The 26,517-nt window shown below is 59.6% G+C and carries 25 protein-coding genes; 24 read left to right on the plus strand and 1 reads right to left on the minus strand.

Features of this window, described 5'->3' with window-relative positions:
* The first annotated feature begins 114 nt into the window (after positions 1 to 114).
* The 19 genes from OS242_RS00305 (at position 115) to spoVM (ending at position 20,155) form a co-directional block, all read left to right on the plus strand.
* Positions 115 to 1,500 (plus strand): aldo/keto reductase, encoded by a 1,386-nt coding sequence (locus OS242_RS00305; RefSeq protein WP_267149667.1) that lies wholly within the window; start codon positions 115 to 117, stop codon positions 1,498 to 1,500.
* 183 nt (positions 1,501 to 1,683) lie between these two features.
* On the plus strand, positions 1,684 to 4,404 hold the full coding sequence (locus tag OS242_RS00310; protein ID WP_267149668.1) for a calcium-transporting P-type ATPase, PMR1-type: 2,721 nt from the start codon (positions 1,684 to 1,686) through the stop codon (positions 4,402 to 4,404).
* A 32-nt stretch (positions 4,405 to 4,436) separates the two neighbouring features.
* On the plus strand, positions 4,437 to 5,270 hold the full coding sequence (gene dapF / locus OS242_RS00315) for a diaminopimelate epimerase (RefSeq protein ID WP_267149669.1): 834 nt from the start codon (positions 4,437 to 4,439) through the stop codon (positions 5,268 to 5,270).
* 163 nt (positions 5,271 to 5,433) lie between these two features.
* Positions 5,434 to 6,315: a YicC/YloC family endoribonuclease gene (locus tag OS242_RS00320; protein WP_267149670.1), complete on the plus strand. Its 882-nt coding sequence runs from the start codon at positions 5,434 to 5,436 to the stop codon at positions 6,313 to 6,315.
* 89 nt (positions 6,316 to 6,404) lie between these two features.
* Positions 6,405 to 6,671 (plus strand): extracellular matrix/biofilm regulator RemA, encoded by a 267-nt coding sequence (remA, locus tag OS242_RS00325; RefSeq protein WP_087457736.1) that lies wholly within the window; start codon positions 6,405 to 6,407, stop codon positions 6,669 to 6,671.
* Between the two features lie 51 nt (positions 6,672 to 6,722).
* A complete protein-coding gene (gene gmk, locus OS242_RS00330) occupies positions 6,723 to 7,340 on the plus strand; it encodes a guanylate kinase (RefSeq protein WP_267149671.1) in 618 nt (205 codons plus the stop codon).
* Positions 7,341 to 7,547 carry a DNA-directed RNA polymerase subunit omega gene (gene rpoZ, locus OS242_RS00335; RefSeq protein ID WP_267149672.1) on the plus strand — a complete coding sequence of 69 codons (207 nt, stop codon included), beginning with the start codon at positions 7,341 to 7,343 and terminating at the stop codon, positions 7,545 to 7,547.
* A gap of 101 nt (positions 7,548 to 7,648) precedes the next feature.
* Entirely contained in the window at positions 7,649 to 8,875 is a 1,227-nt protein-coding gene (gene coaBC, locus OS242_RS00340) for a bifunctional phosphopantothenoylcysteine decarboxylase/phosphopantothenate--cysteine ligase CoaBC (protein ID WP_267149673.1), read from the plus strand.
* On the plus strand, positions 8,872 to 11,373 hold the full coding sequence (priA, locus tag OS242_RS00345) for a primosomal protein N' (protein ID WP_267149674.1): 2,502 nt from the start codon (positions 8,872 to 8,874) through the stop codon (positions 11,371 to 11,373). The genes coaBC and priA overlap by 4 nt, the downstream gene beginning before the upstream one ends.
* Before the next feature lie 58 nt (positions 11,374 to 11,431).
* Positions 11,432 to 11,917 (plus strand): peptide deformylase, encoded by a 486-nt coding sequence (gene def, locus OS242_RS00350; RefSeq protein WP_267149675.1) that lies wholly within the window; start codon positions 11,432 to 11,434, stop codon positions 11,915 to 11,917.
* A 13-nt stretch (positions 11,918 to 11,930) separates the two neighbouring features.
* Entirely contained in the window at positions 11,931 to 12,890 is a 960-nt protein-coding gene (gene fmt, locus OS242_RS00355; RefSeq protein WP_267149676.1) for a methionyl-tRNA formyltransferase, read from the plus strand.
* Positions 12,883 to 14,226: a 16S rRNA (cytosine(967)-C(5))-methyltransferase RsmB gene (rsmB, locus tag OS242_RS00360; protein ID WP_267149677.1), complete on the plus strand. Its 1,344-nt coding sequence runs from the start codon at positions 12,883 to 12,885 to the stop codon at positions 14,224 to 14,226. The genes fmt and rsmB overlap by 8 nt, the downstream gene beginning before the upstream one ends.
* 59 nt (positions 14,227 to 14,285) lie before the next feature.
* Positions 14,286 to 15,320 (plus strand): 23S rRNA (adenine(2503)-C(2))-methyltransferase RlmN, encoded by a 1,035-nt coding sequence (gene rlmN / locus OS242_RS00365; RefSeq protein ID WP_267150399.1) that lies wholly within the window; start codon positions 14,286 to 14,288, stop codon positions 15,318 to 15,320.
* Positions 15,321 to 15,331: 11 nt separating this feature from the next.
* Positions 15,332 to 16,078 (plus strand): Stp1/IreP family PP2C-type Ser/Thr phosphatase, encoded by a 747-nt coding sequence (locus OS242_RS00370; RefSeq protein WP_267150400.1) that lies wholly within the window; start codon positions 15,332 to 15,334, stop codon positions 16,076 to 16,078.
* Positions 16,075 to 18,048, plus strand: coding sequence for a Stk1 family PASTA domain-containing Ser/Thr kinase (pknB, locus tag OS242_RS00375; protein WP_267149678.1), 1,974 nt, complete (start codon positions 16,075 to 16,077; stop codon positions 18,046 to 18,048). The genes OS242_RS00370 and pknB overlap by 4 nt, the downstream gene beginning before the upstream one ends.
* 17 nt (positions 18,049 to 18,065) lie before the next feature.
* Complete coding sequence (rsgA, locus tag OS242_RS00380; protein ID WP_267149679.1) at positions 18,066 to 18,947, plus strand: ribosome small subunit-dependent GTPase A; 882 nt, start codon at positions 18,066 to 18,068, stop codon at positions 18,945 to 18,947.
* A 14-nt stretch (positions 18,948 to 18,961) separates the two neighbouring features.
* Entirely contained in the window at positions 18,962 to 19,618 is a 657-nt protein-coding gene (rpe, locus tag OS242_RS00385) for a ribulose-phosphate 3-epimerase (protein WP_267150401.1), read from the plus strand.
* Between the two features lie 213 nt (positions 19,619 to 19,831).
* A complete protein-coding gene (locus OS242_RS00390) occupies positions 19,832 to 20,008 on the plus strand; it encodes a hypothetical protein (RefSeq protein WP_267149680.1) in 177 nt (58 codons plus the stop codon).
* 63 nt (positions 20,009 to 20,071) lie between these two features.
* Complete coding sequence (gene spoVM, locus OS242_RS00395) at positions 20,072 to 20,155, plus strand: stage V sporulation protein SpoVM (RefSeq protein ID WP_407702073.1); 84 nt, start codon at positions 20,072 to 20,074, stop codon at positions 20,153 to 20,155.
* Positions 20,156 to 20,219: 64 nt separating this feature from the next.
* Here spoVM and rpmB read toward each other — a convergent pair whose 3' ends face one another.
* A complete protein-coding gene (rpmB, locus tag OS242_RS00400; protein WP_267149681.1) occupies positions 20,220 to 20,411 on the minus strand; it encodes a 50S ribosomal protein L28 in 192 nt (63 codons plus the stop codon).
* Between the two features lie 279 nt (positions 20,412 to 20,690).
* Here rpmB and OS242_RS00405 point away from each other — a divergent pair, with 279 nt between their 5' ends.
* The 5 genes from OS242_RS00405 (at position 20,691) to recG (ending at position 26,481) form a co-directional block, all read left to right on the plus strand.
* Positions 20,691 to 21,056, plus strand: coding sequence for an Asp23/Gls24 family envelope stress response protein (locus OS242_RS00405; protein WP_267149682.1), 366 nt, complete (start codon positions 20,691 to 20,693; stop codon positions 21,054 to 21,056).
* Between the two features lie 16 nt (positions 21,057 to 21,072).
* Positions 21,073 to 22,773 (plus strand): DAK2 domain-containing protein, encoded by a 1,701-nt coding sequence (locus OS242_RS00410; RefSeq protein WP_323372859.1) that lies wholly within the window; start codon positions 21,073 to 21,075, stop codon positions 22,771 to 22,773.
* 80 nt (positions 22,774 to 22,853) lie between these two features.
* Complete coding sequence (gene sdaAB, locus OS242_RS00415; RefSeq protein ID WP_267149683.1) at positions 22,854 to 23,525, plus strand: L-serine ammonia-lyase, iron-sulfur-dependent subunit beta; 672 nt, start codon at positions 22,854 to 22,856, stop codon at positions 23,523 to 23,525.
* A gap of 11 nt (positions 23,526 to 23,536) precedes the next feature.
* Positions 23,537 to 24,427, plus strand: a complete 891-nt coding sequence (gene sdaAA / locus OS242_RS00420) for an L-serine ammonia-lyase, iron-sulfur-dependent, subunit alpha (RefSeq protein WP_267149684.1) — start codon at positions 23,537 to 23,539, stop codon at positions 24,425 to 24,427.
* The gene (gene recG, locus OS242_RS00425; protein WP_267149685.1) at positions 24,424 to 26,481 is read left to right on the plus strand and encodes an ATP-dependent DNA helicase RecG; all 2,058 of its coding nucleotides are present in this window, start codon (positions 24,424 to 24,426) and stop codon (positions 26,479 to 26,481) included. Before sdaAA ends, recG begins: the two co-directional genes overlap by 4 nt.
* Positions 26,482 to 26,517: the final 36 nt, after the last annotated feature.

The raw sequence follows: 26,517 nt of genomic DNA on the forward strand, positions 1-26,517 counted from the left end.
TTATTATGATGGAAGGAGCTTGGCAGAAAATGGACGGGAGTTGATGGTGTGGAGACGGTAAACGGGTATGCAACGGCTGCGGGAACCAAGAGGTATGCAGGGCGGCACGAGGATTTGGCATATCGCGCATTCGGGGACGGCTTGCTGGTGAGCGAAGCGGGCTTTGGCTGCTACCGTGTCGATGTGGCGGTGGACGAGCATCGCGGGGTTTTGCGGAAGGCGTTGCTCCACGGGATCAATCTGATCGACACAAGCGCCAACTACAGCGACGGGGGGTCAGAGGAACTGGTCGGCGCGGTGGTGAGCGAGATGGTCGCGGCGGGGGAGTTGCGGCGCGAGGAGATCGTGGTGGTTTCGAAAGTTGGGTATTTGCAGGGGCAGAATTATCGGTTGAGTCAGGAGCGGAAGAGGGAAGGTCGGCCGTTTCCAGATTTGGTGGAGTATGGGGAAGGGCTGGAGCATTGCATTCATCCGGAATTTTTGGAGGATCAGCTCACGCGGAGTTTGGAGCGGCTGGGGATGGCGACGCTGGACTGCTATCTGCTGCACAACCCGGAGTATTTTCTGGGGTGGGCGAAGAATGCAGGCATCTCATTAGATGAAGCGAGAGCCGAATACGAGCGGCGGATCGAGCTCGCGTTTCGTCATTTGGAATCGGAGGTGGAGCGGGGGCGGATACGTGGGTATGGGATCTCGTCAAACACGTTCCCGGCATCGGCATCTGATGCACAGTTTACGTCGTTGAAACGAGTGTGGGAGATCGCGCAGAACATCGTGCCGGAGCCGCATTTTCAAGCGATCCAGTTGCCGATGAATCTGTATGAGACCGGCGGCGTGACGGAGCGCAACAACGGCGGGCAGAGCGTGATCGAGTATGCGCGGGAGAAGGGATTGGTTGTTTTGATCAATCGGCCGTTAAATGCGTTTAAGGGAAATGCGCTCTATAGGCTGGCGGATGTTGCTGTCGGAGCGGAGGATCGTGGACGGGTTAAACAGATTTCGGCTTTGATATCCGAGTTGGTGCGGCTCGAAGGCGAGTTTCAATTAAGTGAAGCCGAGTACGAGAAAGTCGCAGCCGGACGTCTCTTGCAAGAATACGGCCAGCAATTCCAGTCGCTGGATCATTGGCGGGAGGTGCTCTCCCAGTTTCTCGTGCCTACGGTGCAACAGGGCGTACAGATGCTGATGCAACGCGGGGTGACGGTCGAGAGCTACGTCAAGCACGTCAACGCAGCGATCCAGGCCTTCACGTCGCTGTACCAACTGCGAGATGCGGAAAAAGCGGCAGAGATCAAACGACGGGTGACGGCAGCCGAACCGGAGTGGGAGGCCCCGACGCTCAGCCAGACGGCGTTGCGGGCGTTGCGCTCGACAGCCGGGGTGACGACGGTGCTGGTCGGGATGCGACGGGATGAGTTTGTCGACGATGTGGTCACAGAGTTGAAACGCGAGGTGGTCGTGAAAGATCGCCTGCACTCGTGGCAAACGTGGAACTCATGATGTCGTTGCATGTACAGCATCAATGAGAAGAAGGAGTATTGTGACACCTTAAATGAAGGTCCTCCTGAGCCGGGAGGGCCTTTTCCCTTTGCTGCCTCGGACTTGTCAGGCTTGGTCTACACCCCAAGGGCCAAGCATAGACATGTTCTCAGGTAAACGATGTGGAAAAAGGGGTGGCACCTGGTGCAGAAAAATCTTTGGCACACGATGGATGTACAAGACGTACTCCAGATGCTCTCCGTGTCGCCGGACGGTCTGACGGACGCAGAGGCGGATCACCGGCGAGAACAGGTCGGGGAGAACAAACTGAACGAAGCGGAGCAAAAGTCGCTCCTGACGATGTTCCTGAACCAATTCCGGGACTTCATGGTGCTGGTGCTGCTCGCGGCCACGCTGGTCTCCGGACTGCTCGGCGAACATGCGGATGCCGTTACGATCATTGCCATTATTATCGTCAACGGCATTCTCGGTTTCTGGCAAGAACTGCGGGCGGAAAAATCGCTCGCGTCGCTCAAACAGCTCACCGCGCCGACGTCGCACGTCATCCGCAACGGGCAAAAGCTGACGATCCCCGCGTCTGAACTGGTGCCGGGGGACATCATCTTCCTCGAAGCGGGCGACCGCGTGCCGGCCGACGTGCGCGTATTGCAAAGCTCCGGCCTCGAAGCGGAAGAAGCCGCTCTGACCGGCGAATCGTTGCCGGTGCAAAAGGCCAATGCGGCGATCCCGGATGCCAACGCGACGCTCGGGGACCGCAAAAACATGTGCTACATGGGCACGATGATCACGCGCGGCAAAGGGCGCGCGGTCGTCACCGCCACCGGCATGCAGACCGAGATGGGCCTGATCGCCGACCTGATCCAGACGGCCGAAGAGATGGAGACTCCGCTCCAACGCCGCCTCGATCAACTGGGTAAAATCCTCGTCTACGTCGCGCTCGGCATCACCGCTGTCGTCGTTGTGACCGGGATCCTGCATGGCAATGATCTCTACACGATGTTCCTCGCCGGCGTGTCGCTGGCGGTCGCGGCGATCCCGGAAGGACTGCCGGCCATCGTCACGGTGGCACTTGCGCTCGGCGTGCAGCGTATGATTAAGCGAAAAGCGATCGTCCGCAAACTGCCGTCTGTCGAGACGCTCGGCGCGGCGACGGTCATCTGCTCCGACAAGACGGGCACGCTGACCCAAAACAAGATGACGGTGCAAAAAGTATGGGTCGGCGGTCAGTTCTACGACGTCACCGGCAACGGCTACGCACCGCAAGGCGAGTTCCTCTACTCCGGCAAGGCGATCGACCCGCACCGCCGTCAAGACCTCAAGCGGCTGCTGGAAGTCTCCGTGCTGTGCAACAACGCGGTTCTTTATGAAGACAAAAACAAAAAGCACACCGACTGGGCGGTTCAAGGCGATCCGACCGAAGGCGCGCTGGTCGTGCTCGGCGCGAAGGCAGGGCTCTATCCGGAAGCGATGGAGGAGATGCAGCCGCGCCTTGACGAGATCCCGTTTGACTCGACTCGCAAGATGATGTCGGTGTTGACCCGCGATCAGAAAAATGAGCTGTTCATGCTGACCAAAGGCGCGCCCGACATCCTGCTCGACCGCTGCGGGTACCTGCTGATCGACGGCAAGGTGACGCCGCTGACCTCTTCGCTTCGCCGCAGCATCCTGCAGGCGAACCAAGCGATGGGCATGGATGCGCTGCGCTGCCTGGCGCTGGCGTACCGTCCGCTGAAGGACCCGTCCCATTTCCAAAAAGGCGACCCGGAGCGCGACCTGATCTTCGTCGGTCTCGTCGGGATGATCGACCCGCCGCGTCCGGAAGTGTTTGACGCGATCCAACGCACGAAAAAAGCGGGCATCAAGACGATCATGATTACCGGCGACCACCAAGTCACCGCCGAAGCGATCGCCCGCCAACTCGGCATTCTGCCGCAGGGCGGTTTGACAGTCAACGGACAGGATCTCTATAATATGTCTGATAAAGAGCTGGCAGAGCGCGTGGACAATATCTTTGTCTATGCCCGCGTCTCGCCGGAACACAAACTCCGCATCGTCAAAGCGCTGCAATCCCGCGGCCACGTCGTCGCGATGACCGGCGACGGTGTCAATGACGCGCCTGCGATCAAAGCGGCCGACATCGGCATCTCGATGGGGCTTGGCGGCACCGACGTCGCCAAGGACGCATCGGCGCTGATCCTGTCCGACGACAACTTCGCGACCATCGTCGCGGCGATTGAAGAAGGGCGGAGCATCTACGACAACATCCGCAAGTTTGTCCGCTATCTGCTGGCTTCCAACGTCGGGGAGATCGTCACGATGTTCTTGGCGATGCTGATGGGGCTGCCGCTGCCGCTGGTGCCGATCCAGATCCTCTGGGTCAACCTCGTCACCGACGGTCTGCCGGCCATCGCCCTCGGTGTCGACCCGGCGGAGAAAGACATCATGAAACGCCCGCCTCGCGACGTGCGCGAGTCGATCTTCGCACGAGGGCTTGGGTTCAAGATCCTCTCGCGCGGCATCTTGATCGGTCTGGTCACGCTCGGCGTGTTCTGGTTCTCCTTGCAGATGGAGCCGGACAATCTGGTCAAGGCGCAGTCGATGGCGTTCGTCACGCTCGTCATGGCACAGTTGATCCACGTGTTCGACTGCCGCAGCGTCGACGGCGGCATCTTCTCCCGCAACATCTTTGAAAACAAATGGCTCATCGCGTCGGTGTTGTCTTCGGTCGTTCTGCTGCTTGGCGTCATGTACATCGAGGCGTTCCAGCCGGTGTTCCGCACCGTGCCGCTCGGCTTGATGGACTGGGTGATCGTCCTGATCGCGGCCGGCATCCCGACCTTTGCGCTCGCGGCACGCCGCGCCACCCGCAAGACAACCACCCGCATCGCGTCGAGCCGTCGATAGGACGACTGGACAGACAGGGGATACAGAGACAGATGAAATTTACAAAAATGCATGGTCTCGGCAATGACTTCGCAGTCGTTGCCGAGTTTTCTTCCGTTCCGGAACGGATAGCAGAGCTGGCCGTCGCCGTTTGCGACCGACACTTCGGGGCAGGCGCGGATGGACTGGTGTTGATCCTACCGAGCAACAAAGCAGATTTTCAAATGCGCATCTTCAACGCGGACGGCACCGAGCCGGAGCAATGCGGCAACGCGGTCCGCTGCGTGGGGAAATACGTCTATGACCACGGCCTGACCGACCGTACGGAGATCACCGTCGAGACGGGGGCGGGCGTGCAAAGGCTGCAACTGGAGACACGGGACGGCAAAGTGACCCGCGTCACCGTCGACATGGGGCTGCCGATCCTGCAAGGGCTGCTCATCCCGACCGATGTCGACGCGGAACAGGTCGTCGCCGCCCCGCTGCGTGTCGACGGCGAGGAGTACCGCTACACCGCCGTCTCGATGGGCAATCCGCATGTGGTGCTGTTCGTCGATTCGTTGGCAGACGTCGATCTGCACGGCATCGGGCCGAAGATCGAGACGCATGAGCGATTTCCGCGCAAAGCCAACGTGGAATTTGTGCAGGTGCACGCGCAAAACGAAGTGACGATGCACGTCTGGGAGCGCGGTGTCGGCGAGACGCTGGCTTGCGGATCGGGCGCGTGCGCGGTCGGTGTCGCCGGGGTGTTGGAAGGGCGCACGTCCCGCGAGGTGACCGTCCATCTCAAAGGCGGCGATCTGTTGATCCGCTGGGATGAAAACGACGGCCGCGTCTATATGACAGGGCCGGCCGTCTCCGTGTACGACGCGGTTTGGAACGGTTGAGAGACAGCAAAAAAGGGTCGCCTGGCACACAGGCGGCCCTTTTGGCTTGCATCTCGGTCCAAAATTGCGTAATATGAGCAGGAAAACAACGAAAAACGGCGAAAAACTTGTTTCCTGAACCGAATTTACGTAGTATGATAGAGGGCGAAAGAAGGGAATCCCGATGATCAAGAGCATGACGGGCTACGGCCGGGGGGATCGGGTGGCGCAGGGCTACCGCGTCCTCGCCGAGATCAAGGCGGTCAACCACCGCTTTGGCGAGGTGGTCGTCCGGATGCCGCGCGAGTACATGCTGTTCGAAGACGTCATCAAAAAAACGGTGCTGGAGTCTGTCTCCCGCGGCCGTGTCGACGTCTTTGTGACGGTGGAGAAAACGGAGCAGGCCGCACGGACTGTCACGCTCGACGAGGAACTGGCTGCGCAGTTGAAGAGCGCGGCCGATTCGCTGGCGTCACGGCTCGGCCTGACAGATACGATCCCGCTCGCCGACCTGCTCCGCCAGCCAGGAGTTGTCACCGTCAGCGAGACGGCAGATGACCCGGAGGAGCTGGAGAGCCTGTTCCTCGGAGCTGTGCGCGAGGCGGTGCAGAGCCTGCTGACGATGCGCTTTTATGAAGGCGAGCGTCTGGCCAAGGATCTCACCTTGCGCCTCTCCAAACTGGGAGAGCTCTGTGCGGTGCTGGCAGCCCGCAGCCCGATCGTCGTCGAGGAATACAAGGAGCGTCTGGAGTCCCGGATGCGCGAAGCCTTGGAGGGTCGTGCGTTCGTCGAGGAAGCCCGGCTTTTGACCGAGGTGGCGGTGTTCGCCGACCGTGCGAGCATCGCCGAGGAACTGGTGCGCTTGCAAAGCCACCTGGAGCAGTTCTCGTCGATCCTCCTCGCCGAGGAGCCGATCGGCCGCAAACTCGATTTTCTCGTCCAAGAGATGAACCGCGAAGTCAACACCATCGGTTCCAAAGCGAACGACCTCAAGATCGCGCAGCACGTCGTGGAGGCCAAGAGCGTTCTGGAACAAATTCGCGAACAGGTCCAAAACGTCGAATAGAGCTGGAAACGGCTGGGATTCCGTATCAGAGCCTGTTGGATTGGCAACAATGCAAGGCAGAGAGTTGTGACGTTTAGGAGGAATGGGTTGTGAGTATCAAATTGATCAACATCGGGTTTGGCAACATCGTGTCGGCCAACCGCATCGTGTCGATCGTCTCCCCGGAGTCGGCGCCGATCAAACGGATCATTCAGGAAGCGCGCGACCGCGGCATGCTGATCGATGCGACGTACGGCCGCCGCACCCGCGCCGTGATCATCACCGACAGCGACCACATCATCCTGTCGGCTGTTCAACCGGAGACGGTGGCGCATCGCCTCGTCGCGAAAGACAACAGCCAGGACGATGAAGAATAAACCACTAGCGACCAAGTAACGCAAACCGTTAGGACCGGAAGGGGTAGAAGGATGGTTCAAAAAGGGTTGCTCATCGTCTTGTCGGGCCCGTCCGGGGCTGGAAAAGGGACGGTCTGCAAGGCGCTGATGCCGCACGTGACTGACAACACGAAACTCTCCGTCTCCTGCACGACGCGCAACCCGCGCGAAGGCGAGATCGAAGGGGTCAATTATTTCTTTAAGAGCAAAGACGAATTTCGTCAACTGATCGAAGAAGATCAGATGCTCGAATGGGCGGAAGTGTACGGCAACTATTACGGCACGCCCCGTCGCTATGTCGAAGAGACGCTCGTGAAAGGGCACAACGTCTTTTTGGAGATCGAGATGCAAGGCGCATTGCAGGTTCGCAAGAAATTTCCTGATTGCGTGCTGATCTTCCTCGTGCCGCCGTCGCTCGACGAGTTGAAGAGCCGCATCCTCGGACGCGGATCGGAGACGGAGGAGACGTTCAACCTCCGCTTTGGCGCAGCAGCAGACGAGATGAAGTACATAAGCCAGTATGACTACGTGGTCGTCAACGACCAAGTGGAAACGGCCGTCGAAAAAGTTCGTGCGATCATGCAGGCAGAACTCTGCTCGGTCGCGCGTAACCTTGAATACTATAACAGCTTGATACAGGAGGGGAAGTAAATGATCTATCCTTCCATCGATAAACTGATGAACAAGGCGGACAGCAAATACACGCTGGTCGTCGCGGCGTCCAAACGCGCTCGCCGCATTCAGGATGGTGCAGAGAAACACGTAAATGTCCCGACCAACAAAAACGTCACCGTTGCGCTCAACGAGATCCACGAAGACAAAGTTACCTTTGTGCGCACGAAAGAAGGCATCAAGTAGGCTGAGCATGATGTTGCAAAGAAACAACCTCCCGGGGTTGTTTCTTTTTGTACCAAGACAGAGCAGGACCAGAGACAAGAGAAGGAGAGGAGACGGTAGCCATGTTGCAGGGGAAAACGATCGTGCTCGGCGTCGCCGGCGGCATCGCCGCTTTTAAAGCGGCTTCTCTCGCCAGCGCGCTGAGCAAAGCGGGAGCGGATGTGCATGTGATCATGACCGAATCCGCACAGAAGTTCATCACGCCGCTGACCTTTCAGAGCTTGACCAAGCACCCGGTGTTGACCGACATCTTTACCGAGCCGGACCCGGCCGAACTGGCGCATATCGCCTTGGCCGACAAAGCGGACCTGATCGTCGTCGCCCCCACCACCGCCAACGTGCTGGGCAAGGTCGCGCACGGCATCGCCGACGACATGCTGACGACGACGATCATGGCGACGCAAGCGCCGGTGCTGTTTGCGTTGGCGATGAATGTGAACATGTTCAACAACGCCATCGTGCAGGACAACATCGCCTATTTGCAGGAAAAGGGATACCTCTTCGCCGAACCGGCCGAAGGGTACTTGGCATGCGGTTGGACGGGCAAGGGCCGCCTGATGGAACCGCCGGACATCGCAGCGTATATCGAGGACTATTTCCGAAAAAAAAGCCAGCCGAAAGTGCGCGACCTCGAAGGGGTGCGCGTGCTGATCACGGCGGGTCGCAACAACGAGCCCCTCGACCCGGTGCGTTTTATCACCAACCGTTCGACCGGACGCATGGGCTATGCGCTGGCCGAAGCGGCTCTGGCGAGAGGGGCGGATGTGACGCTCGTCTCCGGTCCGTCCGGTCTCACGCCGCCGTCCGGCGTGCGCACGGTGCCGGTGGAGACGGGGCTTGAGATGTATGCGGGCGTGATGGAGCATCTGGACGCGCATGATGTGATCATCGGCGCTGCAGCCGTCGCCGACTACAGGCCGAAGGAGCGCAGCACGGCGAAGATCAAGAAAAAGGACGGCCCGCTGGTGATCGAGATGGTGCGCAACCCGGACATTTTGCTGGAGGTCGGTCAGCGCAAACGCGCCGATCAAGTGCTGGTCGGTTTTGCCGCCGAGACAAACGATGTGCTGGAAAATGCGCGCGGCAAACTGCAGCGCAAAAAGGCCGATCTGTTTGTTGCCAACGACGTCTCGCGGGAGGGGGCGGGCTTTGGTACGGATACGAACATCGTCACGCTGATCGACCGGGAGCGTGAGGTGGACCTGCCGCTGATGAGCAAGCGGGACGTCGCCGACCGGGTGCTCGACCGGGTCTTGGAACTGCGGCTGGAAAGGCAAGACGTACGATGAACGGGACAGACCGGCAGATGGCGGCGCTTTGGGAGACCGTTCGGAACAAGCGCTATGCCGAAGTGATCGTCGAAGTGCGCGCCGCTGAGGTCGACCGTCCGTTTCACTACGAAGTGCCGCCGAGTTGGGCACAGTGCGTGCATGTCGGCACTCGCGTTCTCGTCCCGTTCGGACCGCGCAAATTGGAGGGATACGTGGTCGGTTTTACCTCTGAGACGGACAAGCCGGAGAAGACCAAACCGCTGCTGGAAGTGCTCGACGACGAGCCGCCGCTGACCGAGGACTTGGTGGAACTGGCCTCGTGGCTGTCGGAACGCTACCTGTGCACGAAGGCGGCCGCTGTACAAGCTTTGCTCCCTAGTGGCATGCGAGCCAAGGCGACCACGTATCTAAAGATAAAAGACATCGAGGCGCTGAGCGCTTTTTTGCCTGGAACGCCTGAGATCGAGTTGCTCGATCTCTTGCAAAATTCGCCAAAGACGACCAAAGAGCAGATGCTCTCTTCGCGTCCGGAGTGGCGGCCGATGATCCGCAGTTTTGTGGAACAGGGCGTGCTGGAGGAGTTGTACGGGGTTAAGCAGGCGATTCAGGCCAAGATGATCACCTATCTGATCTGCCCGCTCAGTCAGGAGCAGTTGCAGGCGGCCCTCGAGGAGATCTCGCCACGGGCGAAAAAGCAAAAAGAATTGCTCGCCCATGTGTATGATCTCGGCGAGGCCGCGCCGATGAAGGACATTTTTGCTGAGACGGGCGCGAGTTCGGCGACGCTCAAGCCTTTGCTGGAAAAAGGCTGGGTAGTCAAAGAGGAGCGGGAAGTGCTGCGTGATCCATACGGCGTGCAGCACGGCGAGCGGCAGACGAAACTGCCGCTGACCGAGAGCCAGCAAAACGCCTATAACGAGATCCGTTCAGCGGTGGACAGCGATGCGCCGCGCACGATCCTGTTGCAGGGCGTGACCGGCTCCGGCAAAACGGAAGTGTACCTGCAGGCGATCGCCGCCTGCGTCGAGTCGGGGAAACAAGCGGTGATGCTCGTCCCGGAGATCGCCTTGACGCCGCAGATGGTGGAACAATTTAAAAAGCGGTTTGGCGATATGGTCGCCGTCATGCACTCCCGGCTGTCGGCCGGGGAAAAATTTGATGAATGGCGGCGCATCCGAGGCGGCGAGGTGGAGATCGTGGTCGGAGCCCGCTCGGCGATCTTTGCCCCGTTCCGCCGGATCGGGTTGATGATCATTGACGAGGAGCACGAGACGTCCTACAAACAGGACGATCATCCGAAATACCTCGCCCGCGAAGTAGCGATGTACCGGGGCCGTCAACACGGCGCGACGGTCGTGCTCGGGTCGGCGACCCCGGCGTTGGAGACGCGATGGTGGGCGCACCAAGGACAGATCGGTCGGGTGGAGATGCCGGAGCGCGTCAGAGGGCAGAAACTGCCGAAAGTGCGCGTGATCGACATGCGGCTCGAACTGCGTGAACGCAACCACTCGATGTTCTCCAAAGCGTTGAAAAAAGGCATCGAGGAGCGGCTGGAGCGAGGGGAGCAGATCATTTTGTTCCTCAACCGCCGCGGGTTTGCCACGTTTGTGCTCTGCCGCTCCTGCGGGTTTGTCGCCCGCTGCCCGGAGTGCGAGATCCCGCTGACCTACCACAAAGCGCGGGGCTATGAGCAGTTGCGCTGCCACTATTGCGGCTATGCGGAGCGCAATCCGGAGCAGTGTCCCGACTGCCGCGGCGATCATGTGCGCCATTTCGGCACAGGCACGCAGCGCGTCGAAGAGGAACTCGGCCGCGTGTTCCCGGATGCGAAGGTGATCCGGATGGACGTCGACACGACGACCGGAAAAGGGGCGCATGCCGAGTTGCTCCAGCGTTTCCGGCAAAAGGAAGCGCAGATCCTGCTCGGCACGCAGATGATCGCAAAGGGGCTGGATTTCCCAGATGTGACGCTGGTCGGCGTCATCTCAGCGGAGTCTTCGCTGTATCTGCCTGATTTTCGGGCGGCGGAGCGAACGTTCCAACTGCTGACTCAGGTCGCGGGCCGCGCCGGACGGCACGAGCTGCCGGGCGAGGTGGTCGTGCAGTCGTACAACCCGGAACACTACGCGATCCAGTTTGCGAAAAAACAGGAGTACGAAGCGTTTTTCCAACACGAGATCCGCGTTCGCCACGCGATGCACAATCCGCCGTTTCGCGAGTTGGCCGCCTTCACGTCGGTCAATGAAGATGAGGACAAAGCGCTGGCGGTGGCACGTCGGGTCGAAGAGCGGATGCGCCGTGAGTTGAGCGGACGCGAAGAGGTGATCATCCTCGGCACGTCACCGGCCCCGCTCTCCCGGCTGCAGGGCAAGTACCGATTTAACGTCGTGATCAAATACGGGCGCTTCAAGACGGTGGGGGCGGAGGTGCGCACCGTCTATCAGGAGATGGCGCAGGAAGCCAAAAAGCTCGGCGGCTATCTGTCGATCGACGTCAACGCGCAGATGATCCTGTAATTTCCTTGGGAAGTTTGGTAAACTGAAAGTTGGAGTAAAAGAGGAGGGCTGTCACTGTATGGCTGTCAAGATCATCAGAATGGAAGGCGATCCGGTTCTCCGGCAAGTGGCCAAACCGATCCCGGAAGTGACTTCGAATATACAAAAACTGCTGACCGATCTCGCGGACACGATGTATGACACCGGCAACGGTATCGGCCTTGCCGCGCCGCAGATCGGCATTTTGAAACGGGCGATCGTCGTCGATGTCGGCGAAGGTTTGATCGAACTGGTCAACCCGGAAGTGGTCGCGTCGGAAGGCGAGCAGATCGGCCCGGAAGGCTGTCTGTCGATCCCCGGCGTCTCGGGCGACGTGTTGCGCGCCAACCGCGTTACGGTCAAAGCGTTGAACCGTCACGGCGAGGAGTTTGAGATCACGGGTGAGGGCATGCTCGCCCGCTGCCTGCTGCATGAGATCGATCATCTGAACGGCATTCTGTTCACCGACCATGTCCGCCGCATGGCGACAGGAGCGGAACAGCGGCCTGGCAAACGGAAAAAGTAGGAGCGGATCTGAGATGAAGATACTGTTTATGGGCACGCCCGATTTTGCGGTGCCGTGCTTGGACGCTTTGGTGGAAAATGGCTATGAGGTCGTGGGTGTCGTCACCCAGCCGGACCGCCCGAAAGGCCGCAAAGGAGAACTGGCGCCGCCCCCTGTCAAAGTGGCGGCCGAGCGACAGGGCCTGCGCGTGTTTCAGCCGGAAAAGGTGCGGGAAGCGGCTGTGCTCGACGAACTCGAGACGCTGCAGGCCGATCTGCTCGTCACCGCCGCGTACGGACAACTCCTGCCCAAGCGTCTGTTGGAGATGCCGCGCCTTGGCTCGATCAACGTGCATGCGTCGCTGCTCCCGCGCTGGCGGGGCGGTGCTCCGATCCATCGTTGCATCATCGAAGGCGACAAAGAGTCGGGCGTCACGATCATGCGGATGGTACAGGCTCTCGACGCAGGCGATATGATCTCCAAGGTCGTCGTGCCGATCGAGGAGACCGATACCGTCTCCTCCCTGCACGACAAACTCTCTCCGGCCGGGGCGAAACTGCTGATCGAGACCCTGCCGCTGATCGAGAGCGGCACGCAGACCGAGACGCCGCAGGATGAATCGCTCGTCACGTACTCGCCGAACATCAAGCGCGAGGACGAGCGGATCGACTGGAGCCGTGACTCCCGTTCCCTCTACAACCAAGTGCGGGGCCTTAACGCTTGGCCGGTCGCCTTCACCACGTTGAATCATAAAGTGATGAAGATATGGCAAGCTAGGGTTAACGAGGAAGAAAGCGCTCCGAACGCAGAGCCGGGCACCGTCCTCAAGGCGGCCGACGGCGAGATCCTCGTGCAGTGTGGGCGCGGTACGCTGGCACTGGTCGAGATTCAACCGTCCGGCAAAAAGCGCATGATGGTCACCGACTACCTGCGCGGCGTAAAGATGGAGCCCGGCACTCGTTTCGGGGCGGAGGAGGATCAGCATATTGGCTAGTACCGCGAGAGACATCGCCTTGGACGTACTGATCGCGATTGAAACGAGAGGGGCCTACAGCAACCTCGCGCTGACGGGCGCGTTGCGCGGGGCCCGGTTGGACGCACGGGACACGGGACTGGCGACCGAGTTGGTCTACGGCACGGTCGGTCGCTTGAACACGCTGGATTATTATCTCAAGCCGTCGCTGAAAACGCCGCTGGACCGATTGGAGCCGTGGGTGCGCAACTTGCTGCGCTTGACTGTCTATCAACTGTTCTATTTGGAGCGGATCCCGGCTTTTGCCGCGATCAACGAGGCGGTCGAGATCGCCAAGCGGCGCGGGGCCAAAGCCAGCGGCTTTGTCAACGGTGTCTTGCGCGCCACCCTGCGCAAAAAAGCGGAACTGCGGCTGCCTTCGAAGCAGAAAAACTGGCTCCGGCACGTTTCTTTGCTGCACTCGCACCCTGAGTGGCTGGTGTCGGAGTGGGAGCAGGCTTTCGGTCGCGAACAGACGGAGGCGATGTGCGAAGCGAACAACCGCCGCCCGCCGCTCGTTCTGCGCGTCAACGCGCACCGCACGACGCGCGACGCGCTGCTCGCCGAACTGGAGGAGCAGGGCATCGCGGCAAGAGCCTCGCTCGTGTCACCGCAGGGTATCGTCCTCGAAGCAGGGCTAGATGTGACCAAACTGCCGGCGTTCCGCGACGGTCTGTGCACCGTGCAGGATGAGAGCTCGATGCTCGTCGCGCCGGCTCTTGCGCCGGAGCCAGGCATGCGCGTACTGGACTGCTGCGCCGCCCCGGGCGGCAAAACTACTCACCTCGCCGAGTTGATGAGGGACGAAGGTGAACTGCTGGCGGTGGACATCCACCCGCACAAGATCGAGTTGATCGAAAATGTGGCGGGCCGTCTCGGCCTTTCGGTGATCCGCACTGAGGCGGGCGACATCCGCGACGTGGTCGGCGAGGCTGGAACGTTTGACCGCATCCTGCTCGATGCGCCGTGCAGTGGCCTTGGCGTCATTCGCCGCAAGCCGGACTTGAAGTGGAAGAAAGTCCCGGAGGATGTGACGGAGATCGTAGAGATCCAGCGGGACCTGCTGGAGATCGTTTCCAAGGCGCTTCGCCCGGGCGGGGTGCTCGTCTATTCGACGTGCACCGTAACTCACGAGGAGAACCTCGGCGTCGTCCGCGACTTTTTGGCGCGGCACCCCGAGTTTGCTCCCGATCCGATCCGACCGCATCTGCCGGAACTCGTGCAAGAAGCGGTGGTTGACGATGCGTTTGTGACATTGATGCCGCAGCAGTTTGACAGCGACGGATTTTTCATCGCGCGTTTGCGACGGCTTACATAGACAGATCACGAGAGTAGGTGGACAACATCGAGACGATTCAACTGTTTGAAGAGAAAAAAATGATCCAACTGCTCGACATGTTGCCGGATGAACTCGACGAGTGGGTGCAAAGCCTTGGCCAGCCCCGCTTCCGAGCCAAACAGATCTTTACCTGGCTGCACAAAGATCGGGTCGACACGATCGACGCGATGACCAATCTGCCGCAGAAGTTTCGCGAGCAGCTCAAAGCGATCGCCACCGTCACCACGATGAAGGAAGTGACGCGCCAAGTATCGACCGACGGCACCGTCAAATGGCTGTGGGAACTGTATGACGGCTCGACCATCGAGACGGTGTTGATGCGCCACGACTATGGCAACTCGGTTTGTGTCTCGACGCAGGTCGGCTGCCGGATGGGTTGCACGTTCTGCGCCTCGACGCTCGGCGGCCTTGTGCGCAACCTGTCGGCAGGTGAAGTGGTGGAGCAACTCTGGCACGTCCAGCGTTTCCTTGACGAATCGGACGAGCGCGTCTCCTCGTGCGTCTTGATGGGCTCGGGCGAGCCGATGGAAAACTACGACGCGGCGATGAAGTTTGTCGACATCATCAACAACCCGGACGGTTTGCAGATCGGCGCGCGTCACATCACCATTTCCACATCGGGCCTCGTGCCGGCGATTCGCCGTCTCGCCGATGAAAAGCGCCAGATCACGCTGGCGATCTCGCTGCACGCGACGCGCGACGAGATCCGCTCGGCCTTAATGCCGATCAACCGCCGTTGGGGGATCGACGAACTGCTCGATTCGTGCCATTACTATTTCAAACAGACCGGACGCCGGATCTCGTTTGAGTACGCTTTGGTCGGCGGTCAAAACGACGATCTCCAGCACGCGCGGGAACTGGCCGGGCTGCTCGGCAATCTGGACTGTCATGTCAATTTGATTCCGGTCAACTATGTGCCGGAGCGAAACTATACGAGAACTCCGAAAGATCAAATCCGTGCCTTTGTCAATGAACTGAATCGATTGGGAGTCAACGCGACGGTGCGCCGGGAAAAAGGGCATGACATTGCGGCGGCTTGCGGACAACTGCGGGCGGAGCAGGGGAGAATCTAGAGGTGAGAGAGATGCAATATGCGGCGAAGACCCACATTGGTCTGGTGCGGCAACTGAACGAGGACGGCTATGCGATCGAAGCGGATCTGCGGCCGTTCGGCGTTGCGGTTGTGGCGGACGGCATGGGGGGGCACCTTGCGGGTGAGGTGGCCAGTTCTCTGGCGGTGGAAACGTTCGTCGGTCATATCAAGGCGGCCGGCGCAACGGACGCGGACCCTTCCGACGAACTGATGGAAGGGATGCAGCGCGCCAACCGCGTGGTCTATGAACGCTCTTCTTCTTCGGATGGGTTGAGCGGCATGGGGACGACGCTAGTGGCGACGCTGTTCGATGAGAGCCAAGTGTTTCTCGGACACATCGGCGACAGTCGCGGCTACCTGTATCAAGCAGGCATGCTGCGCCAGTTGACCGATGATCATACGCTCGTCAACGAGCTGTTTAAAAACGGGCAGATCACGGCGGAAGAGGCCAGCCACCACCCGCAGCGCAACATCGTCACGCGGGCGGTCGGCACCGATGAGAAGGTGCAGGCCGATCTGATGCGCCTGCAGTGGTCGAAAGGCGACATCCTGCTGCTCTGCTCGGACGGGTTGACCAACATGGTGAAGCAGGACCAACTGGCGGAGATCCTCGCGGCGGACCTGCCGCTCGCAACCAAGGTGGACACGTTGATCGACAAGGCCTTGGCTGCCGGCGGGTATGACAACATCACCGTGGTGGCCGTACAAAATGAGTCGGAGCGAGGTGGTGCACGGTGATCGGACGCAAGCTCGGCAATCGCTATGAAGTGATCGAGCGCATCGGCGGCGGGGGGATGGCTGTTGTATTTCGGGCCCTGGACACCCTGTTGAACCGTCATGTCTCGATCAAAGTGCTGCGTGCGCAGTTCGCCACCGACGAAGAGTTCGTCCGCCGCTTCCGCAGGGAAGCGCAGGCGGCCGCCTCGCTGTCGCACCCGAATGTCGTCAACATTTACGATGTCGGCATGGAAGGCGAAGACTACTACATCGTCATGGAGTTTGTGGACGGCCTGACGCTCAAAGAAGTGATCCAAGACCGCGCCCCGATGCCCGTCTCGGAAGCGATCGACGTCACCAAGCAGATCTGCTCGGCGCTCGGCCACGCGCATGAAAACAACATCGTGCATCGCGATATAAAACCGCACAACATCCTGATCGGCAAAGACGGCCGGGTCAAGGTGACCGACTTTGGCATCGCCCGTGCCATCACGTCGAACACGATCACGCAGGACGGCTCCGTGCTCGGGTCTGTGCATTACTTTTCCCCGGAGCAAGCGCGCGGCGGCATCACCGATGTCAAATCGGACATCTATTCGCTGGGCGTCGTGCTCTATGAAATGGTGACCGGCGAGCTGCCGTTCTCCGGCGAAACACCGATCTCGGTGGCGCTCAAGCACCTCCAAGATCATTTCATGGAACCGCGCCAGATCAACCCGTCGCTTCCGCAGTCGGTGGAGAACATCGTTCTCAAATCGCTGGCGAAAGATCCGACGGTGCGCTACCAGAGCGCCCGTGAGATGCAACGCGATCTGGAAAAGGCGCTGCTGTATCCGAACGTGCCGAAGTTCATCCCGCCGAGTTTTGATGATCAATCGACGATCCAAGTCCCGGCTGTCGGTCTGCGTCAACACGGCACCAACGCTCCGGGAGCTGTCGAGGCGGAAGAGCAGTCGTCGAACCACGTGCAGGAGACGCGGGTGAATCGCGAGCAGACGTCGGGCGAGTGGGCGGATAAAAAGAAAAAGAGCTTCTGGAAGCCGGTCGTTTGGCTGTTTGCGGTCTTCCTGTTGCTCGGTGTCGGCGCCGTCGCCGCCTATGCGATCGTCACCAACTACATGAGCGTTCAAGACGTGGAGATGCCGGACGTCAAAGGCAAGACGTTCGACGAGGCGGTCAAGGAGCTCGATAAAGCCGGCCTCGACGTCCAGAATATCCACAAGGAAGAGGTCTTCGATGACACAGCCCCGCCGGGGACGGTGATCAACCAAGACCAATACGCAGGCAAGACGATCAAAGCCAACCGGGAAGTGACGCTGACCGTCTCCAAAGGGGCGGAAAAGCTGGAGATGCCCGATCTGATCGGCAAGACGAAAGATCAGGCGGCCGATCTGCTCAAACAGCTCAAGATCCCGGCTGGCAAGATCACGTTTGAAGAGAAGGAAGAAAAAGAAAAGCCGGCCGGCACCGTCATCGGGCAAAATCCGGACCCGGAAGTGTCGATCTCGCCGAACAGCGACATCAAGCTGACCGTCGCCAAAGCGATCCCGACCGTCCGCCTGCCGGATCTGACCGATACCGCGGAAGAAGATGCCAAGAAAAAACTGAGCGATCTCGGACTGAAAGTCAGCCAGGTCGTCACCTCCACGCACGCGACGATCAAAGCGGGTCACGTCATCCGCACGTCGTACCCGCCGGGCACAGAGATGAAAAAAGGTGAGTCGGTCGAGCTGATCGTCTCCAAGGGACCGGAAGCGGTGAAGCGCACCGTCGAAGTGGTCGTGCCGGTGCCGAACGAAGGCGAAAAAGCGAAGGTCAAGCTGGTTCGACGCGACATGCGCGGCGAGCAGACGGTCAAAGAAGAGACGATCACCAAAGAGACCAAGTACAACGTGGAATGCTATGTAGCCAAAGATCAGATCGCCTCCATTGAGGTGTACATTGACGGCCAGCCGGAGCGCACGATCACCGTGCCGTATGACGGCGAATAATCAGCTGGAGGAAGCACATGCCGCAAGGAATCATCGTCAAAGCCATCTCAGGATTTTACTACGTGCAGGACGGAGAGGACGTCCGCCAATGCCGGGCGCGGGGCGTGTTCAAGAAGGAGGGGATCTCGCCGCTGGTCGGTGACCGCGTCGAGTACACCCCGATCGGCGGGAAGGAGGGCGTCGTGGAGAAAGTCTTTCCCCGCAGATGGGAGCTTGTCCGTCCCCCCGTCGCCAACATCGACCAAGCGGTGTTGACCTTCTCGGTGCGCGAACCGGAATTTAATGCCAAACTGCTCGATCGGATGCTGGTGCAGCTTGAACGCGTCGGGCTGCCGGCGGTGATCGTGCTGACCAAGCTCGACCTCCTCGACGATCCTGCGCAGGCGGAGGCGTGGATCGCTCCGTACCGCGAGATGGGCTATGCGACGGCAGCGGTCTCCACCGCCTCGCAAACGGGCTTGGATGAGGTACGGGACTTGCTGCGCGGCAAACTTTCGGGTCTGGCAGGCAACTCCGGCGTCGGCAAATCGACGCTGCTCAACTCGCTGGTGCCAGGGCTGAACCTCGCCATCGGCGAGATCTCGCAAAAGCTCGGGCGCGGCAAACACACGACCCGGCACTCGGAGATCTTCCGCATCTTCGAAGACACCTACGTGATCGACACGCCGGGCTTTGCGACGCTGGAGTTTACCGATCTGGAGCCCGCCCGACTGTCTGAGTGCTTCCGCGACGTGTGGGAGATCTCTCACGACTGCAAGTATCGCGGCTGTCTGCATGAAGGCGAGGACGGTTGCGCAGTGCGCACGGCTGCCGAAGTTGGCACGATCAACCGGGCTCGCTATGAGCATTACCTCGAATTTCTCGCAGAAGTGAAGGAAGCCAAGGAGTGGAGGTATTAGAGATGACGAACGGAATGGAACGGACGATCAAAATCGCGCCTTCGATCCTGTCGGCCGACTTTTCCCGGTTGGGGGAAGAGGTGCATGCGGTGGAGGCGGCCGGGGCTGATCTGATTCACGTCGATGTGATGGACGGTCATTTTGTGCCGAACATCACCATCGGCCCGCTGGTGGTGGAAGCGATCAAACCGGTCACCTCCCTGCCGCTGGACTGCCACCTGATGATCGAAAACCCGGACCGCTACATCCCACAGTTTGTCAAAGCGGGGGCGGACATCATCTCGGTCCACGTCGAAGCGACGGCCCATCTGCATCGCACCTTGCAGCTGATCCGCTCGCTCGGGGCCAAGGCGTCGGTCGCGCTCAACCCGCATACGCCGCTGGTGATGATCGAAAACGTGTTGCAGGACCTCGACATGGTGCTGCTGATGACGGTCAACCCGGGATTTGGCGGCCAGTCCTTTATCCCGAACGTGCTCGGCAAGATCGGGGCACTGCGGCAGATGCTCGACGCGCAAGACCTGCATCACGTCGAGATCGAAGTGGACGGCGGCGTGAACGCAGCGACGTCCAAGCTGGTGCGTGAAGCGGGCGCCAACGTGCTCGTCGCCGGCAGTGCCGTCTACAACACATCCGACTACCGTGCGGCGATCTCTTCGATCCGCGGCTGATCCTGAAAAATACGACATGTCCTCACGTCTAAAGTCATCCGAACCCTAATAGGATGTACTACACGGGCAGGGGGACCACACAAAGAAACGGTCGCTCCCGCCGGAACGTGCAACGGCAGGAACGACCGTTTTTTCGTTGCACAAAACGATCTCATACGAATATAAATAATACGGAATGGGCGAGGGTCCGTGCGGCGAGGAGAGGTGGCACTGGTGGCCTTTTACCGGGCACGACGGATGAAGATGCAGATCGGGGCGAGGCGGGGCTTGGGAATCGGCGTGGCGACGACCGGCCTGGTTCTGACCGTCCGCTATCTGCCGCCGGAGATGTGGGTATCACTGATCGGATTGACTCTGATCTGGGCCGGCTGGATGCTGTTTCGGAATTAGGGACCGAAAACAGCCCGCACCCGCAGCAACAAAAAACATACATCACAGCAAGGAGGGGTCACTTTGCGCTTTTACACGATAAAGTTGCCTCGCTTCCTAGGCGGGATTGTCAAGGCGATGTTGAACGCCGTGCAGAAGGAAAAATAAAAAAGCACCCCGAAAGGTGCTTTTTTATTTGCGTGTATTCGGTTGGACAAGAGTCCGAACAAAATTAGATCGCACGCTTGACTTTGCCTGCTTTCAGGCAACGGGTGCAGACAGTGACACGCTTTACGGAGCCGTTGATGTTTGCGCGAACTTTTTGAACGTTCGGCAGCCAGCGGCGTTTGGTATGAATATTGGAGTGGGAAACTTGGTTGCCCGCTTTCGGCTCTTTCCCACACATCTCGCAACGTTTAGCCATTATAGATTGCACCTCCTTACCTCATAGTCCCGAGGCATATCGACAATAATACAAGAGCGATAGGCCGCAAACACTCACTTATCTTACCATAGGCATTCTAGCTGTGCAAGCTATCTCTTTGCTAAGCAGATTATTTTTCCTGTAGAGAGCGAAGAACGGATAGATACTTTTCCTTTGTCTGAACTTGTAGTACACTGTTGGTGCTAGAATTGTCCAACCGAATGATCCAGATACTGTCTGTTCTTCTTTAGTAAGGTCCAGTTTTCAGGGGGTGCGAATATGCCAAAAGAAATTCAAACTCAACTCGGGAAGATCACGATCTCGGAAGATGTCATCGCTACTGTAGCCGGGTATGCCGCCTTGGACTGCTACGGATTGGTGGGCATGGCGTCCCGCAAACAGGTGAAGGATAGCATTACGGAACTGCTCGGCCGCGAAAACCTGAGCAAAGGAGTTCAGGTGCGCACGGTCAACGAACAGGTCATCGTGGACATGTACATCATCGTCTCGTACGGCACGCGAATCTCCGAAGTCGCCCACAACGTGATGGACAAGGTCAAATATACATTGGAAAACACTCTCGGCCTCGCGGTTGATCGCGTCAATGTAGTTGTCCAGGGTGTGCGCGTGATTGGCGAGAGGTAAAAGGAGGTCATTTTTCTTGAAGAACCAGCACTTGGATGGCGCTCTGTTTGTACAGATGGTGCTCGCCGGGGCTCACAGTTTGGAACGCAACATGGAAAGAGTGAACGCTCTCAACGTCTTTCCGGTGCCGGACGGTGACACGGGAACCAACATGAGCCTGTCGATGACATCTGGCGTCAACGAACTGAAGCGATACATAAACGAACCGCTGCATCGCGTGGCGGAAGCGGTGTCGACCGGCCTGTTGATGGGCGCGCGCGGCAACTCCGGCGTCATCTTGTCGCAGCTGTTCCGCGGCTTCTCGAAAGGGATCGCGAAACAATCCCAGATCGATGCCAAAGGATTTGCCGAGGCGCTGCAAAACGGCGTGACCACCGCGTACTCCGCCGTCGTCAAGCCGGTTGAGGGCACGATCCTCACCGTGGCCAAAGACGCTGCAAAAGCGGCGCTGACAGCAGCGGGCAAAGCGGGCGCGACCGTCACCGACGTGATGGAAGCGACGATCGTCGAAGCGCAAAAATCGCTCGACCGCACCCCGGACTTGCTCCCGGTGCTCCGTCAGGCGGGCGTCGTCGACTCCGGCGGCCAAGGCCTCGTCTACATCTACCACGGCTGGATGGCCGCCATGCGCGGCGAGAGTGTCGCGGTCGATGAGAAACCGGCCAAAGGTCTGACCGTGATGCCGGCACCCAAAAACAAATCGTTGACGGCTGCCGCTGCACACGGCGACCTGGAAACTGAATATGGATATTGCACGGAGTTCATCATTCGCATGGAAAAGGTCGCGGAAGATGAGCAGGCGGTTGAGTCGACGGTGCGAGAAGCACTGATCCCGCTGGGTGAGTCCCTGCTGGTCGTCGCGGCTGACAACATCATCAAGGTTCACATCCACGCTCTGAAGCCGGGCACCGTGCTCGACAAGGCGATGGAGTACGGGGAACTGACCCGCATCAAGATCGACAACATGACCGAGCAACATCACAACCTGCAGGTCATGGGTGACGAAGAGGCGGCGGAGGAAGCTCCGCAGGCAGCCGCAGCTCTTGCAGACGAGCCGAAAAAACCGTTTGGCATCGTCACTGTCACCGCAGGTCAAGGTCTGACTGAGATCTTCCGTTCGCTGGGTGTCGAAGGCGTCATCGAAGGCGGCCAAACGATGAACCCGAGCACCGAAGATATCGTCAATGCGGTGAAAGCGCTTCATGCCGAACATGTCTACATCCTGCCGAACAACTCCAACATCATCCTCGCCGCTCAACAAGCACAGACCGTTCTAGGCGACAATGTCTCGGTGATCCCGACCAAGTCGATCCCGCAAGGTATCGCCGCTGCGATCTCGTTTGACGGGGGGGCAGACAGCGCCGAAAACCTGGAGGGCATGCTGGCGAGCATCTCTCGCGTCAAGTCCGGCCAGATCACCCGCGCCGTCCGCGACTCCAACTTCCAAGACTTCGACATTAAAGAAGGCGACTTCATGGGCATGGAAGAAGGAAAAGTCGTGACGCTCGGGAAAGAATTGGATTTGACCGCGATCACGCTGCTTGAGAAAATGGTGGAGCCGGACAGTGAAGTGGTGACGATCTTCTACGGAGATGACGTCGGCGAAGAGCAGGCGAATACTCTGCTGGAAGCGGCGCAAAACCAATTCGATCATTGCGAATTTGAACTTCATTATGGCGGTCAACCGCTGTATTCTTATATTTTCTCTGTTGAATAGTGTCTGACCGAAGAAACCAGTCCTGTCGTACTTTTCGGCAGGACCTTTTTTCTCTCAGGCGGAGGAGGAAGAGACCCATCATGTCTTCGTTTCGCCATTCTTTTGATATAATCGGTCCGGTGATGATCGGGCCGTCCAGCTCGCACACGGCCGGTGCGGCCCGCCTCGGTCGGATGGCGCGCAGTTTGTTCGGCCGTCAACCGGAGGTCGCGGAGATCACGCTGTACGGTTCGTTTGCCAAGACTTATAAGGGGCACGGCACCGATGTGGCGCTGGTCGCGGGCCTGCTCGATTTTGAAACGCACGACCCCCGGATCCCGGACTCGCTGAAAATCGCGGAAAGCCTCGACTTCCACGTAACGTTCCGCCCGGGCAGACCCAACCCGGACTTTCACCCCAACACCGCACGGATCTCGCTGAAAGCCGGCGAGGACGCGTTTGAGCTGCTCGGCTGCTCGATCGGCGGCGGAGCGGTGGAAGTGCTGGAGATCTACGGATTTCAGGTAAAGATCACCGGGTCCTACCCGACGCTGGTCATTCCGCACGCGGACCGTTACGGTGTCGTGGCAGCGGTGACGGCGATCCTCTCCGCTCACCAACTGAACATCTCGACGATGGAGGTCGCTCGCCGAGGGCGGGGCTCCGACGCGCTGATGGTGATCGGCACCGACGAGATGCCGCCTGATGACGCGGTCGCGGCGATCCAGTCGTTGGACGCTGTGCGGCAGGTGGCCAGGATCAACCCTTCCTAAGGAGGTACACCATGAGATTTCGCAACCTTGCAGAATTAGTAGCGGTCGCGGAGCAAGAGAAGAAGCCGATGTATGAGATCATGATCGAAGAGCATGTCAACGAGACGGGACAGACTCGTGAGCAGGTCATCCAGACGATGACCGATTCTTTTGATGTGATGGTGGCTTCTGTGCAACGTGGCCTGACTGAAGATATCAAATCGTTTTCCGGACTGACCGGCGGCGATGCGAAGCGCGTTTATGAGTATGCGCAAAAAGGCAAGACTCTGCTCGGCAAACAGGCGACAGAGGCGGTGGCGATGGCGCTGTCCACCTCGGAGGTCAACGCGGCGATGGGTTTGGTGGTCGCCACACCGACGGCGGGCTCCTGCGGCATTTTGCCGGGTGTCCTCTCCTCGTTGCGCGAGTCGCTCGGCCTTGAGAAGGAACAACTGGTGCTCGGCATGTTCACAGCGGCTGCTGTCGGCTATGTCGTCGCCAACAACGCCTCGATCTCAGGTGCGGGCGGCGGTTGCCAAGCGGAAGTCGGCTCCGCGACGGCGATGGCGGCGGCTGCCGCTGTGGAACTGGCCGGTGGTTCGCCGGAGCAGGCGATCCAAGCGGCGGGTCTGGCGTTGAAAAACGTCCTCGGCCTCGTCTGCGATCCGGTGGCGGGCCTCGTCGAGGTGCCGTGCATCATCCGCAACGGCTTTGGCTCCGTCTTGGCGCTGGCCGGCGCGGATATGGCGCTGGCAGGTGTGCGCAGCGTGATTCCGCCGGATGAGGTCATCCTTGCGATGTACAACATCGGCAAGCAAATGCCGGTCGAATTGCGGGAGACGGCGATGGGCGGTCTCGCCACGACCCCGACCGGCAAAAAAATTGAAAAACAGATCTACGGGGACGAGTTGAACGAGGCGTGAGTGCCGACACTCTCTCGGTCAGCATCTTGCCGGGAGTCGGACCCCAGCGTCAGAGGACGCTGGGGTTACTCGGCATTGAGACGATCGCCGACCTGCTGACCTACTACCCCTTTCGCTACGAAGACCGCAATGCCAAGGCAGGCCGCGAGCTGGCAGACGGCGCGCGCGTGACCGTCCGGGTCACCGTCGATGGCATGCCCGGGGTCAAATATCGGGGCAAGCGCGCCTCGACGACGATGGTGCCGGTCGTGACGGAGGACGTGCGCCGTCTGCATGCGGTCTGGTTCAACCAGCCGTACGTCAAAGACCAGCTCAAACCGGGCCGGAAAATGACGATCACCGGCAAATACGACGCCAAACGACGCTCGATCTCTGTCGCCCACCACGACTTTGTCGTCGCCGGGGAGACGGTGCACAGTGACCGGATTGTGCCGGTCTATGAGGTCAAGGCGGACATCACGCCGAAGATCCTGCGCAATCTGCTCGCTCATGCGGTCAAAACGTACGGCGAGCAGGTGGATGAGCTGTTGCCGATGATTTTGCGTCAGAAATACAAGCTTCTGGACCGTTGTCCGGCGCTCCAGCAGATTCATTTCCCAAAGGACGGCGAGCATCTGCATCAAGCTCGCCGCCGGTTGGTGTTTGAAGAATTCTTTCTCTTCCAATTAAAGCTTCAGGCGTTCCGCTGGTTGCATCGCCATGAGCAGCCCGGCGTGTCGCATCCGATCCCGGAGGAGGCGCTGGCCACATTTGCAGAGCGGTTGCCGTTTGCGATGACAGGCGCGCAGCGACGGGTCGCGGGCGAGATCGTGCGCGACATGCAAAGTCCGGTGCCGATGAACCGACTCGTGCAAGGCGATGTCGGCTCGGGCAAGACGGTGCTTGCATTCCTCGCTCTTTATGCCGCGAAGGTCTGCGGTCACCAAGGGGCGTTGATGGTGCCGACGGAGATCCTCGCCGAGCAGCACTACCGAGCGGCACAAGAGTTGCTGGAGCCGCTCGGTTGCCGCGTCGGAATGCTCGTCGGCTCGCAAAAGGAAAAGGAGCGGCGACAGGTGCTCGCCGAGATGGAGAGCGGTGATGTGGACGTCGTGATCGGCACGCACGCGCTGCTCGAAGAAGGCGTGAGATTTCGCTCGCTTTCTGTCGTCATCACCGACGAGCAGCACCGCTTTGGCGTCGAACAACGCTCGATCTTCCGCCAAAAAGGGCACGCTCCCGATGTGCTGTTCATGTCGGCGACCCCGATCCCGCGCACGCTGGCGATGTCGGTGTTCGGTGATCTCGACGTCTCGGTCGTGGACGAGCTGCCGGCCGGTCGGCAGCCGATTCAGACCTACTGGATCACGCCTGACAAGGAAGAGCGTGCGTTGCGCTTTATCCGCGGGGAACTGGTCAAAGGCAGACAGGCGTACATCGTCTGCCCGCTGGTCGAAGAGTCGGAAAAAGTCGAGGGCGTCGTCAACGCCACCGCACTGTACGAGATGCTCAAAGACTGGTTTGCCGGTTACGAGGTCGGCCTGATGCACGGTAAATTAAAAGCGGCCGAAAAGGAAGACGTGATGCGCCGCTTCACGAAAAATGAGATTCAGGTGCTCGTCTCCACCACCGTCATCGAGGTCGGGGTCAACGTGCCGAACTCGACGGCGATGATGGTCTACAATGCCGAGCGGTTCGGTCTTGCCCAGTTGCACCAGTTGCGCGGCCGGGTCGGGCGGGGGGAGCATGCGTCTTCCTGCATCTTGATGTCCAAACCGGACACCGACGCGGGGCTGGAGCGGATGAAGGCGATGGTCGCCACGCAGGACGGATTTGTATTGGCGGAAAAAGACCTGCATCTGCGCGGTCCGGGTGAGTTTTTCGGTGTCCGTCAGAGCGGCATCCCGGAGTTTAAACTCGGAGATCTGCTCCAAGACGCCAAGATCATGGAGGTCGCGCGCGGCGAAGTGCAAGAGTGTCTGCGCGCTGCCGATTTTTGGACGTTACCCAGCTATCAGCCGCTGGTCCATTATCTCAAACGGGAGAAAGTCCTGCTTCAGCGGGCGGGCGACTGAGGGAAGCATAGTATCGTTCCTTGGAACACACCCTAT

Origin of the sequence: Tumebacillus lacus (assembly GCF_026410385.1) — a bacterium.
Classification (GTDB): Bacteria; Bacillota; Bacilli; order Tumebacillales; family Tumebacillaceae; genus Tumebacillus; species Tumebacillus lacus.

Bases quoted from the DNA above. Each gene is read 5' to 3' on its own strand.
- OS242_RS00405 (WP_267149682.1), top strand. From the start codon at position 20,691: ATGCCAAAAGAAATTCAAACTCAACTCGGGAAGATCACGATCTCGGAA.
- sdaAB (WP_267149683.1), top strand. From the start codon at position 22,854: ATGTCTTCGTTTCGCCATTCTTTTGATATAATCGGTCCGGTGATGATC.
- fmt (WP_267149676.1), top strand. From the start codon at position 11,931: ATGAAGATACTGTTTATGGGCACGCCCGATTTTGCGGTGCCGTGCTTG.
- OS242_RS00320 (WP_267149670.1), top strand. From the start codon at position 5,434: ATGATCAAGAGCATGACGGGCTACGGCCGGGGGGATCGGGTGGCGCAG.
- OS242_RS00370 (WP_267150400.1), top strand. From the start codon at position 15,332: ATGCAATATGCGGCGAAGACCCACATTGGTCTGGTGCGGCAACTGAAC.
- def (WP_267149675.1), top strand. From the start codon at position 11,432: ATGGCTGTCAAGATCATCAGAATGGAAGGCGATCCGGTTCTCCGGCAA.
- sdaAA (WP_267149684.1), top strand. From the start codon at position 23,537: ATGAGATTTCGCAACCTTGCAGAATTAGTAGCGGTCGCGGAGCAAGAG.
- dapF (WP_267149669.1), top strand. From the start codon at position 4,437: ATGAAATTTACAAAAATGCATGGTCTCGGCAATGACTTCGCAGTCGTT.
- gmk (WP_267149671.1), top strand. From the start codon at position 6,723: ATGGTTCAAAAAGGGTTGCTCATCGTCTTGTCGGGCCCGTCCGGGGCT.
- rlmN (WP_267150399.1), top strand. From the start codon at position 14,286: ATGATCCAACTGCTCGACATGTTGCCGGATGAACTCGACGAGTGGGTG.
- rsgA (WP_267149679.1), top strand. From the start codon at position 18,066: ATGCCGCAAGGAATCATCGTCAAAGCCATCTCAGGATTTTACTACGTG.
- coaBC (WP_267149673.1), top strand. From the start codon at position 7,649: ATGTTGCAGGGGAAAACGATCGTGCTCGGCGTCGCCGGCGGCATCGCC.
- rpoZ (WP_267149672.1), top strand. From the start codon at position 7,341: ATGATCTATCCTTCCATCGATAAACTGATGAACAAGGCGGACAGCAAA.
- rpmB (WP_267149681.1), bottom strand. From the start codon at position 20,411: ATGGCTAAACGTTGCGAGATGTGTGGGAAAGAGCCGAAAGCGGGCAAC.
- priA (WP_267149674.1), top strand. From the start codon at position 8,872: ATGAACGGGACAGACCGGCAGATGGCGGCGCTTTGGGAGACCGTTCGG.
- rpe (WP_267150401.1), top strand. From the start codon at position 18,962: ATGGAACGGACGATCAAAATCGCGCCTTCGATCCTGTCGGCCGACTTT.